Annotated in this window: 9 protein-coding genes and 6 pseudogenes; 7 read left to right on the forward strand and 8 right to left on the reverse strand. The window is 57.7% G+C overall.

Features of this window, described 5'->3' with window-relative positions; translation table 11 throughout:
• Positions 1-84: 84 nt before the first annotated feature.
• Positions 85-1410 (reverse strand): murein DD-endopeptidase MepM, encoded by a 1326-nt coding sequence (gene mepM / locus ACTBDU_RS02630; protein WP_438805461.1) that lies wholly within the window; start codon positions 1408-1410, stop codon positions 85-87.
• Between the two features lie 12 nt (positions 1411-1422).
• A complete protein-coding gene (gene znuA, locus ACTBDU_RS02635; protein ID WP_438805488.1) occupies positions 1423-2394 on the reverse strand; it encodes a zinc ABC transporter substrate-binding protein ZnuA in 972 nt (323 codons plus the stop codon).
• A 73-nt stretch (positions 2395-2467) separates the two neighbouring features.
• On the opposite strand from znuA, the gene znuC reads away from it, so the two are divergent.
• Both znuC and znuB read left to right on the forward strand, forming a co-directional pair.
• A complete protein-coding gene (gene znuC / locus ACTBDU_RS02640) occupies positions 2468-3235 on the forward strand; it encodes a zinc ABC transporter ATP-binding protein ZnuC (protein ID WP_438805462.1) in 768 nt (255 codons plus the stop codon).
• Positions 3228-4013 (forward strand): zinc ABC transporter permease subunit ZnuB, encoded by a 786-nt coding sequence (gene znuB / locus ACTBDU_RS02645; RefSeq protein ID WP_438805463.1) that lies wholly within the window; start codon positions 3228-3230, stop codon positions 4011-4013. Before znuC ends, znuB begins: the two co-directional genes overlap by 8 nt.
• Before the next feature lie 130 nt (positions 4014-4143).
• On the opposite strand, the pseudogene ruvB reads toward znuB, so the two are convergent.
• The 6 genes and pseudogenes from ruvB to aspS all read right to left on the reverse strand — a co-directional run.
• A pseudogene (gene ruvB / locus ACTBDU_RS02650) lies at positions 4144-4758 on the reverse strand (Holliday junction branch migration DNA helicase RuvB); the annotation flags it as partial.
• Between the two features lie 8 nt (positions 4759-4766).
• A pseudogene (gene ruvA / locus ACTBDU_RS02655) lies at positions 4767-5402 on the reverse strand (Holliday junction branch migration protein RuvA).
• A 79-nt stretch (positions 5403-5481) separates the two neighbouring features.
• Positions 5482-6012: pseudogene (ruvC, locus tag ACTBDU_RS02660) on the reverse strand (crossover junction endodeoxyribonuclease RuvC).
• 43 nt (positions 6013-6055) lie between these two features.
• Positions 6056-6799, reverse strand: coding sequence for a YebC/PmpR family DNA-binding transcriptional regulator (locus tag ACTBDU_RS02665; RefSeq protein WP_438805464.1), 744 nt, complete (start codon positions 6797-6799; stop codon positions 6056-6058).
• Between the two features lie 23 nt (positions 6800-6822).
• Positions 6823-7266 (reverse strand): dihydroneopterin triphosphate diphosphatase, encoded by a 444-nt coding sequence (gene nudB / locus ACTBDU_RS02670; protein WP_438805465.1) that lies wholly within the window; start codon positions 7264-7266, stop codon positions 6823-6825.
• Positions 7266-9056, reverse strand: a complete 1791-nt coding sequence (gene aspS / locus ACTBDU_RS02675; RefSeq protein WP_438805466.1) for an aspartate--tRNA ligase — start codon at positions 9054-9056, stop codon at positions 7266-7268. Before aspS ends, nudB begins: the two co-directional genes overlap by 1 nt.
• A 266-nt stretch (positions 9057-9322) precedes the next feature.
• Here aspS and ACTBDU_RS02680 point away from each other — a divergent pair.
• The 5 genes and pseudogenes from ACTBDU_RS02680 to ACTBDU_RS02700 form a co-directional block, all read left to right on the forward strand.
• A pseudogene (locus tag ACTBDU_RS02680) lies at positions 9323-9889 on the forward strand (hydrolase); the annotation flags it as partial.
• A gap of 85 nt (positions 9890-9974) precedes the next feature.
• Positions 9975-10790 (forward strand): DUF72 domain-containing protein, encoded by an 816-nt coding sequence (locus ACTBDU_RS02685; RefSeq protein WP_438805467.1) that lies wholly within the window; start codon positions 9975-9977, stop codon positions 10788-10790.
• A 105-nt stretch (positions 10791-10895) separates the two neighbouring features.
• Positions 10896-11291, forward strand: a complete 396-nt coding sequence (locus ACTBDU_RS02690) for an MAPEG family protein (RefSeq protein ID WP_438805468.1) — start codon at positions 10896-10898, stop codon at positions 11289-11291.
• A gap of 87 nt (positions 11292-11378) precedes the next feature.
• Positions 11379-12123: pseudogene (gene cmoA / locus ACTBDU_RS02695) on the forward strand (carboxy-S-adenosyl-L-methionine synthase CmoA).
• Positions 12124-12149: 26 nt separating this feature from the next.
• Positions 12150-12837 (forward strand): annotated as a pseudogene (locus ACTBDU_RS02700) (DUF1698 domain-containing protein).
• Positions 12838-13030: the final 193 nt, after the last annotated feature.

Below are 13030 nucleotides of genomic sequence, written 5' to 3' on the forward strand. Positions count from 1 at the left end.
CTGTTAAACGCGCCCATAGTGTAGTTGACCGCATTATAAAGAAAAAAAGCAGCCGATCCTGCATCGGCTGCTGAGGGCGTCATATCAATTTAACTGCAGCTGGGGCAGCATTTGTTTGACCTGGGCAAGATACTCGGCGCGATCGCGGACGGTCAGACCTTCGGTGCGCGGCAGTTTAGCGGTCAGCGGATTGACCGCCTGCTGGTTGATCCACACCTCATAATGCAGATGAGGGCCGGTGGAGCGTCCGGTATTCCCGGACAGGGCGATACGGTCGCCGCGCTTCACTTTCTGTCCCGGTTTCACCAGCAGTTTTTTCAGGTGCATATAGCGGGTCATATACTGACGACCGTGACGGATAGCCACATAATTCCCGGCGGCACCGTCGCGTTTGCTGACCATCACCTCGCCGTCGCCTACCGCCAATACCGGCGTACCGACCGGGACGGCGAAATCAACGCCGCGGTGGGGCGCAATGCGCCCGGTAACGGGGTTAAGCCGCCGTGGGTTGAAATTGGAGGAGACGCGGAATTGTTTCACGGTGGGAAAGCGCATAAACCCCCGGGCCAGCCCGGCGGCATCGCGATTATAGAATTTACCGTCATCCGCACGGAAGGCGTAGTAATCCTTACCGCCGCTACGCAAGCGCACGCCGAGCAATTGGCTTTGGGCGCTCTTGCCGTCCAGCATTTCCCTTGAAGTTAGAACCGAGAACTGATCGCCTTTACGCAGCTTGCGAAAATCCAGCTGCCACTGCAGGGCCTTGATCACCGCATTGATATCACCGCCGGTCAGGCCAGCGGCGCGGGCGCTGGTGATAAAACTGCCGTCGAGCTGGCCGGTCAAGGTCGTATTGCGCCATTCGCCGGTCATATTGGCGATACTTTCCTTGAAGCCGCCGTCAATGCAGTCATAAGTGCGCGTCTCGCGGCGGGAAACATCCCAGGTCAGGCGCTGTAAATCACCGCCGGTGGTCAGCCTCCATGAGAGAGACTGGCCCATCTTCAGATTGCGCAACGCGGGATTTTGCCGGGCCAGCACGGTGACGTCGGCAATATCGATGCCGTACTGAGTGAGGACGCTGCTTAGAGTATCGCCGGTGGAGATGACGTATTCATGCACGCCTGCCTCCCCTTCCACGCGTTCGTCCAGTTCATCCTTGGGGATATCTTCGTCGCTGTCTGGGGTTGTTTGATCGAGCGGTTCGCTCGCCTCAGGCGCCAGCTCGCGCAATTGGTGGTTTTCCAGTGGAATGATACGGCTGTTGGGCTGTTCCACTACCGGGGAATAAATATAAGGTCGCCAAACGGCGACAACCAGTGTGACGATGGTTAACGACCCCAGCATGACGCGGTGGGGTCGCGGCAGATGATTAAACGCCAGGGCGAAAAAGCGGGCTATCTGCTGCACTAATGACTATCCTCATGTGTTCTTTTCCAGGCAGCTCACGTACTGGTTCGACAGTTGCAACAGGAAGCGCGCGTAGCTTTCCTTGTCCAAAGCAATACCTATTCCTAGCGGGTCCAGGGTGCCTATATGCACGTTTGTCCCGCGGGCGACGGCGTTGATAACGGCTGGTCTGAATTGTGGCTCAGCAAAAATACAGGTCGCTTTTTGCTCAACCAACTGTGTTCTGATTTTGTGTAAAGCCTGCGCGCCAGGCTGTATTTCGGGATTGATAGCGAAATATCCTGACGGCGTCAGGCCATAGTATGTTTCAAAATACCCATACGCATCGTGGAATACGTAATACCCTTTAGCGCGAACAGGTGCCAGCATTGTAGCGATATTTTTGTCATTTTTTGTCAAGACGCCTTTGAAAATGCGCAGATTATCGTCCAAAAGTTGTTTCTTTTCGGGTATTAACTCCACAAGACGGTCATGTATCGCCGCGGCCGCGCGCTCAGCAATGGTCGGCGAAAGCCACAGATGCATATTAAATTCGCCGTAATAATGACCGTGCTCGCCGCCCTCATCAGCGGCATGCTCATGATTTTTATGCAATTCTTCGCTGCTTTTTTGCAGTAGCGGCATGACGGTGGGTAGACCGGCGAGGGTAATACGGCGGTTAGCAGGCAGCGACGAGGCGGGTCTTGATAAAAATGCTTCTAGCTCCGGCCCTACCCAGACTAGCACATCCGCTTTTTTCAAGCGCAGCGCATCCGTCGGCCGCAGCGCGTAATCATGAGGGGAAGCGCCATCGGGCAAGACAACCTCCACCGGCATCACGCCATCGGCAACGGCGACGGCGATAAATCCCAGCGGACGCACAGAGGTGACGACCGCGGCCTGAGCATGCACACCGGCCGTCACCCCGAATGCGGCACCCCATAAGGCGAAACGACAGGTGCGGTAAACAGGGCGCAACACGGCGTTGGAAAGGAAGGCGGGCATGGCATTATTCTCATCGGTAACGAAGCGGGTTGTTATGTTATAATAACGCGGCAATTTAACAACCGTAATCATCATGACCGACTTGGTAGCCCTTGAGCACATTGCCGTCGCCTTCGGGCGAAAAGCGGTACTGCACGATATCTCATTTACCCTGCGCCACGGACACATTCTCACCCTGCTCGGCCCGAACGGCGCCGGTAAATCGACGCTGGTGCGGGTAGTGCTCGGCCTTATTGCGCCAGGTGCCGGCATCATAAGGCGCCAGCCTAAACTGCGCGTGGGTTATGTGCCGCAGAAAATTCATCTTGATCCCACGCTGCCGCTGACGGTCGAACGCTTCGTGCGTCTGCGTCCGGGGGTGAAGAAAGGCGATATTGGACCGGCGCTCGCGCGGGTGCAGGCGCAGCATTTGCATCAGGCCCCGATGCAGAAGCTATCCGGCGGTGAAATGCAACGGGTGATGCTGGCGCGCGCCGTGCTCAATTCACCACAACTCCTGGTGCTGGACGAGCCTACTCAGGGCGTGGACGTCAACGGTCAGGTGGCGCTGTATGATTTAATCGACAACCTTCGCCGTACGCTCGGTTGCGGCGTATTAATGGTGTCACACGATTTACATCTGGTGATGGCGAAAACCGATGAAGTGCTGTGCCTTAATCGCCATATCTGCTGTTCCGGTACGCCGGAAGTGGTCTCGGCTCATCCGAATTTTATTGCCATGTTCGGCTATCGTGAATCATCGCAGCTCGCCATTTACCGCCATCATCACAATCATCGCCACGATTTGCAGGGTGAGGTCATGCCGGCCGCGCAGCCGCACGGAGAGTGCCGCCATGATTGAATTATTGCTGCCCGGCTGGGTTGCTGGCCTGCTGCTTTCGCTGGCGGCAGGTCCGCTCGGTGCCTTCGTGGTCTGGCGCAAGATGTCGTATTTTGGCGATACCCTGGCGCACGCCTCTCTTCTTGGCGTCGCTTTTGGTCTGTTGCTGAACATTAATCCGTTTTATGCGGTGATCGCGGTCACCCTGGCGCTGGCGCTGGGACTGGTGTGGCTGGAACGCTTTCCTCAATTAGCTATCGACACTCTGCTGGGCATTCTGGCGCACGGGTCGCTGTCCCTGGGCCTGGTGGTGGTCAGCCTGATGCAAGGGGTGCGGGTAGACCTGATGGCGTACCTGTTTGGCGATTTGCTGGCGGTCACGCCGCAGGATATTGCGCTGGTGGCCGTCGCGGTCGCGGTGATATTGACGCTTATCCTGTGGCAATGGTGTGCGTTACTGTCCGTGACCATCAGTCCTGAATTGGCCCACGTCGACGGGATCTGCCTGCCCCGCATCAAGCTGCTATTAATGCTGGTCACGGCGCTGACCATCGGGCTGGCGATGAAATTTGTCGGCGCATTGATCATTACGTCGTTGCTTATTATCCCCGCCGCCGCCGCCCGCCGTTGCGCGCGCAACCCGGAACGAATGGCGGTGTGCGCCACGTTGGCCGGCGTGCTGGCGGTTACCGGCGGCCTGGCGTTTTCCGCGCTCTACGATACGCCGGCCGGTCCGTCCGTGGTGCTGTGCGCCTCGGTACTGTTTCTGCTCAGTCTGACGATGAAAATCCGGTCGTGACCCCCGCTCGCACGGGGCAGGTCACACCGCCGCCACGCGGGCCAAAACCTCCTTTGCGTACAGATCAAAGCGTCGCCGCGCGGGTCAACGGCGTGATAGATCGCAGGCCGGGGCTGGTGCCGCGCCCCCCGCTGATATTCAGCGCCAGACAGGCGGCGCTGCGGCTGACGATGTGCTGCAAATCCCCCGTCTGATAAAACCCCAGCCGCGCCACAATGCCAAAGCGATCGCGCACGGCGGCGTCAGCGAGCCGGCGCGGGTGGTGGCTCCCACCAGCGTAAACGGAGGCAGCTCGATTTTGATTGAGCGGGCGGCCGGCCCCTCGCCTATCATAATATCCAGCTGGTAGTCTTCCATGGCCGGGTACAGCACTTCTTTCCACCACCGGTGACAGTCTGTGGATTTCATCAATGAATAAAACGTCATGGGGTTCGAGATTGGTTAGCATGCCCGCCAGATCGCCGGCTTTTTCCAGCACCGGACCCGAGGTGGTGCGCAAATTGACGCCCATCTCATTGGCGACAATGTTCGCCAGCGTGGTTTTACCCAGACCCGGCGGCACCGAGATCAACAGATGATCGAGCGCGTCACCGTGCATTTTCGCCGCCTGAATGAAAATCTCCATTTGCTCGCGCACGTGCAGCTGGCCGATATAGTTTTCCAGTTTTTTTGGTCGGATAGCGCGGTCGATAACCTCTTCTCCGGTCACCGCGTCGGCGCTCATCAGTCGATCGGCTTCTATCATCTTCTACCTCACAGCGCGGCGCGCAGCGCATCACGAATTAGCATTTCACAATCAGCGCCAGCTCTCGCTACTTTACTGACCATCCGGCTTGCCTCCTGCGGTTTATAACCCAGCGCCACCAGGGCGGCCACTGCTTCACTCTCGGGATAGGCAGGCATGGCAGGCGCATCAAATGGCGGCAGGGATCTCGCCCGCGCCCTGTGGCGCAAACAGATCGCCAGACAGGCCTTTGAACCTGTCCTTCATTTCCACCACCAGCCGTTCCGCAGTCTTCTTGCCGACACCGGGCAATTTCACCAGGGCGTTGGTTTCCTGGCGTTCCACGGCGCTGACAAACTGTTGCGCCGACATGCAGGACCAAATCGCTAGCGCCAGATTTAGCCCGATCCCGTTGACTTTAATTAGCTCGCGAAACAGCACCCGCTCCTGTTTATGGATAAAGCCAAACAGCAGCTGGGCGTCCTCACGTACCACGAAATGGGTGAAGATGACCGTCTCCTGTCCGCTCTCCGGCAGGGCATAGAAACAGGTCATCGGCATAAAGACCTCATACCTACCCCATGGGTTTCCAATAGCACCTGCGGCGGCTGCTTTTCCAGAATGATGCCTTCTGACGACGTCCGATCACCTCGACCTTCCTTAATGCGTCAGGTAGTTACTTATGATGGTTATGCTAGGCTGGATGGATATCCAGCCTGAAGGTTAACACGCCACCGCCGACCGCTAACGCAGCCGGCCGCGCGCCAGATTCAACCCGCCGCTGCCCATGCGCAAGGATTTTGGCTGACGTGGCAATGGGTGATGGCGATAGCCAACGCATCGGCAGCATCCGCCTGCGGGTTGGCCGGTAGCGTCAAAAGGGTACGCACCATATGCTGCACCTGAGATTTTTCTGCTGCACCACAGCCTACCACCGTTTGTTTCACCTGCCGCGCCGCATATTCAAATACCGGCAAATCCAGATTCATCGCCGCCACGATAGCGACCCCGCGCGCCTGACCCAGCTTTAACGCCGAGTCCGCGTTCTTGGTCATAAAAACCTGCTCTATCGCCAGGCAGTCGGGCTGAAACTGTGTAATGATTTCGCTGGCGCCGGCATAAATCAGCTTCAGACAGCTTCAGACGCGCTGGCAGATCGTCGACTTTGGTCTGGATACAGCCGCTCCCCAGGTAGGTCAGTTTACGTTCTTCCTGCCGTACGATGCCATAGCCGGTAATGCGCGAACAGGGGTCGATGCCCAGAATCACCGTCATGCCGCTGCCGCCCGGCGTATGAGATAAGGCGGGAACGCGGTCATCACAGGGTTGCCGCCGCCTCGTCGGAAATCTTCCCGTTGTGGTAGACTTCCTGCACGTCATCGGAGTCTTCCAGCATGTCGATAAGGCGCAGCAATTTCGGCGCAGTCTTGGCGTCCAGGTCGGCGCGGGTCGACGGCACCAGCGCCACTTCCGACGCTTCCGGCGTCAGCCCGGCCGCTTCCAGCGCGTCCTTTACCTCGCCGAAAGCCTCAGGAGTGGTGTATACGTCAATTGCCCCGTCATCATAGGTGATTACGTCATCGGCACCGGCCTCAAGCGCCGCATCCATGATGGTGTCTTCGCTCAGACCCAGCGCAAAGGAAATGACCCCTCGTTTGGTGAACAAATACGACACGGAGCCGTCAGTGCCCAAATTGCCGCCGGTTTTGGTAAAGGCGTGACGCACTTCGGAAACGGTACGGTTGCGGTTATCGCTCAGGCACTCCACCATGACCGCGGTACCGCCCGGGCCGTAGCCCTCGTAAATGATAGTTTCCATCTGCGCCTCATCATCACCGCCCACGCCGCGGGCGATAGCGCGATTCAAGGTATCGCGCGTCATGTTATTGGCTAATGCTTTATCCACCGCTGCGCGCAAACGGGGATTTGAGCCGACATCGCCTCCACCCAGACGAGCGGCGGTGACCAGTTCGCGGATGATCTTGGTGAAAATCTTCCCGCGCTTAGCGTTCTGTGCGGCTTTACGATGCTTGGTATTGGCCCACTTACTATGACCTGCCATATTTTTCTCCGAAAAAAGCCTTTTCAGGCCGGATGAATAACAAATTCTTCAATCGCCTGCCGGTTACTCCAGGATTTGATCAACGCCGCAGATGCCGCGGCGGCCATCCAGCGCCAGCTAAGATGCTCGCTTAACACGGGCGCCCGCTCACAGGGTAGCGTTAAACAAAACCAATATTCTGTATTGTGCGTCACTCCGGGGGCGTAACGGTGGCGAAAATGACTAAAAATTTCAAACTGAATACAGCGCTGGCAATCGGTGAGCGTCAGCCCGCCGGCGTCCACATCGAAACCGGTTTCCTCACGGACTTCCCGCCGCGCCGCTGCCGCCGGAAGTTCGCCGGCATCGATACCGCCTGTAACCGACTGCCAGAACGCCAGGTCATCCCGGCGTTGTAACATCAGTACCCGCCCGCTGTCGGCGGCAGAGATAACCACCAGCACCGAAACCGGGCGTTTATAGGGCATTATGAGCGACCGTTTTCCATAGCTTCCCGTCCCTTGCCGACAACCGCAATCGACAGGTCGGCGAGTGCGTCGGCATTGCCAAAACTCGGCGTTTCGGTCATCAGATCCGCCGCTGAGGTCGTTTTCGGGAACGCGATAACATCACGGATATTATCGGTACCGGTCAGTAGCATTACCAGCCGGTCAAGGCCAAAGGCCAGACCCGCATGCGGCGGTGTGCCGTATTTTAACGCATCGAGCAGAAAGCCGAATTTCTCCTGCTGTTCCTGTTCGTTGATGCCCAAAATACCAAACACCGTTTGCTGCATGTCGCCGCGGTGGATGCGCACTGAACCGCCGCCGACCTCATAACCGTTAATTACCATGTCGTAGGCGTTGGCCACCGCCGATGTCGGCAATGCGGCAAGCGATTGGGCATCGATATCCTTAGGTGCGGTGAACGGATGATGCATGGCCGCCAGGCCGCCCTCCCCGTCTTCCTCGAACATCGGAAAGTCGACGACCCACAGCGGCGCCCAGCGGTCGGTTACCGTGAGCTGTAAATCCAGGCCCAGTTTCGGACGCAGTGCTCCCAGCGCATCGGTGACGATGTTTTTGCGATCCGCGCTGAAGAAAATGATATCGCCATCGGCGGCGCCGGTGCGTACCAGGATCTGCTCAATCACCTGCGGCCCGAGGAATTTCGCCACCGGGCCTTGTACCCCTTCCACACCGGCGGCGCGCTGGTTTACCTTCATCCACGTCAGCCCTTTAGCGCCGTAGATTTCACTATATTTACCGTATTCGTCAATCTGTTTGCGGCTCAGTTGCGCGCCACCGGGCACGCGCAATGCCGCAACGCGGCCCTGGCTATCGTTGGTAGGAATCGAGAACACCTTGAACTCCACGTCCTTGACCAGGTCCGCCACGTCCACCAGCTCCATCGGGTTGCGTAAATCCGGCTTGTCGGAGCCGAAACGGCGCATGGCGTCGGCATACGTCATTTGCGGGAAGAGGCCCAGATCAACGCCGGTAATCTCGCGCCATAAATCGCGAATAAGCCGCTCCATCACCTCCCGCACCTGGGTTGCGGTCATGAAAGAGGTTTCAACGTCTATCTGGGTGAACTCCGGCTGACGGTCGGCGCGCAGGTCCTCATCGCGAAAACATTTTACAATCTGGTAGTAGCGATCGAACCCCGACATCATCAGCAATTGCTTGAACAGCTGCGGCGACTGCGGCAAGGCGTAGAATTTGCCTTTATGCACCCGGCTGGGCACCAGATAATCGCGCGCACCCTCCGGCGTCGCCTTGGTCAGCATCGGTGTTTCGATATCGAGAAAACCTTCGGCGTCCATGAAGCGGCGGACGAAACTGGAGATGCGCGCCCGGGTTTTAAGGCGCTGCGCCATAACCGGGCGACGCAAATCAAGGTAGCGGAATTTGAGCCGTTGCTCTTCGGTGTTATTCTGGTTGCTATCGAGAGGCAGAGGCTCAGAGTGGTTAATGATGGAAAGCTCGGTGGCCAATACTTCAATGGCGCCGGTCGCCATGTCGCTATTGACCTGGCTGTCCGGACGGGCGCGCACGATACCGATCAACTGCAGGCAGAATTCATTGCGCAGCTCGGCGGCGCGGGCAAAGGCATCCTGGCGGGCGGGATCAAAAAATACCTGCACCAGGCCTTCCCGGTCACGCATGTCGATGAAAATCAGACTGCCCAGATCGCGACGGCGGTTAACCCAACCGCATAACGTCACTTCCTGGCCAACATGTGACAGGTTCAGCTGTCCGCAATATACAGTACGCATTAGGATATCCTTAAAATTCAGCCCGCCAGCGGGTGCCACTGCACGGGCCGGCATTTTAATACTGTCATTATAAAGGAATTTCAGACACAGCATAAGCCCGTCTGCGTTGCAGGTACGCAGGCCGGTGAAATTAGCGTTTCGTCTCATAAATATTAACAAAATTGATCGTGGCGACATTGTCACTTCAGGCGTGGAGTAACATACTCTGGGCTGACCGGCGCAGCCGACCCGCCGCTGCCGCGCATCATTCACTCACGGAGACCCGCATATTAAAGCTCAATCCTTTTCGTAGCGCCCCGGTACTCATCGATTTGCAGGAAGGGATTTTGCCCTTCGCCGGCTGCCCGCACAGCGCCGCGGACGTCGTCAAACGCGCCGCCGAACTCGCGCAGGGTTTTCGTGACGCCAACGCGCCGGTATTTCTGGTGCGCGTGGGCTAGTCAGCCGATTTCGCTGACGCGCTGAAACAACCGGTGGATAGCGCCAGCGGCGCAACCCTGACGGCGAACTGGTGGGACATTCCTGCTGATCTCAAGGCGCAGGACAGCGATATCTGCATCATTAAACGCCAATGGGGCGCCTTTTATGGTACCGAGTTGGAAGTGCAGTTGCGCAGGCGCGGGATTGAAACGATTGTGCTGGGGGGAATTTCAACCAATATCGGCGTGGAATCCACCGCGCGTAATGCTTGGGAACTGGGCTTTGAGCTGGCGCTGGTGCTGCTGGAAGATATATGCAGCGCACACGATAAGGCCCAGCACGACGGCAGCTTCCAGTATATCTTCTCGCGCCCCGGCCGGGTGCGCCACAGCGCGCAAGTGCTCGCTGCCCTCGCCGGGGGTAACCCTGGGCGGGCGGTCAATCCGCCTGGGGCCGGCGCGTCGGTTACGCAGCCGGCCTCGTTAACACGGAGATGCTATGCTTTATATCGGCTTGCCTCAGTGGCAGCACAGCGGCTGGGGGAAATATGGCCTGCACACATTGGCGGATTACGCCCGCCATTTTAACTGCGTAGAGGGAAATACCACGCTCTATGCGCTGCCCGATGCCGGGCGGGTACGCGATTGGGGCGCCATGACGCCGGAGACCTTTCGTTTTTGCTTAGTTCCTCGCCACCATCAGCCCCATCAGGGCGGCCTGCGCCATTTCCAAGCGCCGCTGGCGACATTTTTCGCCCTGGCGCCGCTGGCGGATCGCATTGGTCAATACTGGCTACAGTTGCCGGTGGCATTCAGCCCGGCGGACCTGGAGAACCTCTGGACCTTTCTTGACGCGCTGCCGGCGGATTTTCATTACGGCGTGGAGGTCCGCCATCCGGCATTTTTCACCAAGCAGGACGAAGAACGTACGCTGAATCGAGGCCTGCAGCAGCGGGGCGTCAATCGCGTTATCCTCGACAGCCGTCCGGTCCATGCGGCCCTGCCCACCTCGTCGGCATTGCGCGCCGCCCAACAGCAAAAACCCCGGCTGCCGGTGCATGCGGTGGTCACCGCCGACAGGTCTCTGGTGCGCTTTATCGGCGCCGACGATCCCGACAATAACGTCGCACTGTTTCAGCCGTGGCTGGCGCGTTTGCCTGATTGGTTACAGTGGGGAACGCCATTTTTGTTTATTCATACGCCGGATATTGGCTATGCGCCGCCGCTTGCGCAGCGGTTGTGGCCAAAACTGGCAGCAGAAATCTCCGCCATTGGCCCGACGCTGCACTGGCCACAGCAGGAAACGCTTTTTTGAGCGGGCAAAACCCGGGGTACCACCCGCTTTTTTTGCGACACTGTCGGCGACTCAGGCTATTATTTCGCACGCGAAAAGCAGGGTAGATAAGGGAGTACTGATAGGATGGTAAGCGCGCTATATGTCGTGCTGGGCGCATTGTTGCTGATAAAATTATCGCTGGATGTGGTCAAGCTCAGGACCCAATACCGCGTGGCCACCGGTAACGGCGGATTTTATGAATTACAGACCGCAATTCGGGTGCATGGCAACGCGGTGGAATATATTCCCATCGGTCTAATTTTATTGGTCCTGCTGGAAATGAACGGCTCGCCCAACTGGACCTTGCACATTTGCGGGCTGATGCTGATGGCCGGGCGGCTGATGCATTACTATGGCCTGCGGACCCGGGAATATCGCTGGCGGCGCGCCGGCATGAGCGCCACCTACTGCTCGCTGGTGCTGATGGTATTGCTAGATCTCTGGTTCATGCCCTGGGATGTGGTGCTGAGCTGGCAATAACACGACCATCCGCTAGCGCGCGGGACACATGCTTTATCAGCACTTTCTGATAGAATAGGCGTTTTGTACAACGACGCCTATTTTGCCATGACCCATCGTGATGACCTTTTCTCAGCGCCCATTGCCAGTTTAGGCGACTGGACTTTCGACGATCGCGTCGCCGAAGTCTTCCCTGACATGATCCAGCGTTCCGTACCCGGCTATTCCAATATCATTTCGATGATCAGGATGCTGGCTGGCCGCTTTGCTCGCGCTGGAACGCAAATAATATGATTTCGGCTGCACCCTCGACGCCGCCACGCGCGCGATGCGCCGTACCATCAGCCATGGCGATTGCCGCATTATTGCGGTGGACAATTTACCGGCGATGATTGACCGCTGGCGGCGCCATATTAGTGCCTTTCGCGCGACGACACCCACGGAAATCATCAAGGGCGACATTCGCACGGTGCCCATTGAAAACGCCTCGCAGGTGGTGCTGAATTTTACCATGCAGTTTCTTGAGCCGACGCAGCGGCAAACCTTGCTTAATCGTATTTAAGCCGGGCTGAATCCGGGGGGCGCATTAGTATTATCGGAAAAATTCAGTTTTCAGGATCAGCGCATCGGCGGGCTGTTGTTCGATATGCATCATGATTTCAAACGGGCCAACGGCTATAGCGAATTGGAAATCAGCCAGAAACGCAGCATGCTGGAAAATGTGATGCTCACCGACACGGTGGAAGTGCATAAACAACGCCTGGCCAAGGCGGGCTTTAGTCATGCCGAGCTTTGGTTCCAGTGCTTCAATTTTGGTTCATTGATCGCCATTAAACCGGAGAGCGGGCAGTAAGTCAGTTTGCCGATTTTTATCAGCTTATCGCCAAGAGTCCTCTCAGCCATTGGCTTAATACCCTGCCCGCGCAGCTGAGCGAGTGGGAGCAAACCTCTCAGCACTTGCAAGTTCAGTCAATGGTTTAACGCGGCGGAACGGCTGCCAATGCTCACCCCCGCACGCCTGGATCTGCTTCACGGCGTTGAGGCGGACTGCGATTCGCCGCTGTCCGCCGGCCAGCAGGTGGGGATCAAATCTCTGCTGCGCCAGCTCATGCCCTTGCGCAAAGGTCCGTTTTCTTTGTATGGCGTCAGTATTGATACCGAATGGCGCTCTGACTGGAAATGGGAACGCGTGCTACCGCATATCGCGCCGCTGGATCATTTGCTGCAATTGAAAAATCAACTGGTCAGCGGCGGTAAATTAGTGCTGGAAACGTTGGTCATTGAAGGCGACAGCCAACAGGTCTTGGTGCCCGGTGAGCGCTACGCCCAAATGCGCAATCTCTACTTTATTCCTTCCGTTACCGCGCTGGCAGGCTGGCTGGAATAGTGCGGTTTTGTTAACCTGCGTCAGGTGGATATGTCGGTCACCAGCACCGACGAATAACGACGTACCGCGCAGATGCCCAGCGAATCTCTGGCGAATTTTCTCCATCCCGACGATTCGCGGCTAACCGTCGAGGGTCACCCCGCACCGCTGCGCGCGGTGATTGTGGCGGAGAAACCCTGACGCCCCAGGGCGCGCACGATTAATCTGGCGGTGAAGCGCTGATGTCTTAGTACGGCCCCCCGGGGATAGCCCTCGCGCCAGCGTTATCGATGTTGCTGATGGCCTGCTCGGGCACGGGCGCGCCACAGTGACCGGGGATAAAAAAAGCCCCAACAAGGATTTTGGGCTTGGTACTTGCAAGCATTACGTGGGT

The organism is Sodalis sp. (in: enterobacteria), assembly GCF_051710625.1.
Classification (GTDB): domain Bacteria; phylum Pseudomonadota; class Gammaproteobacteria; order Enterobacterales; family Enterobacteriaceae; genus JBPESN01.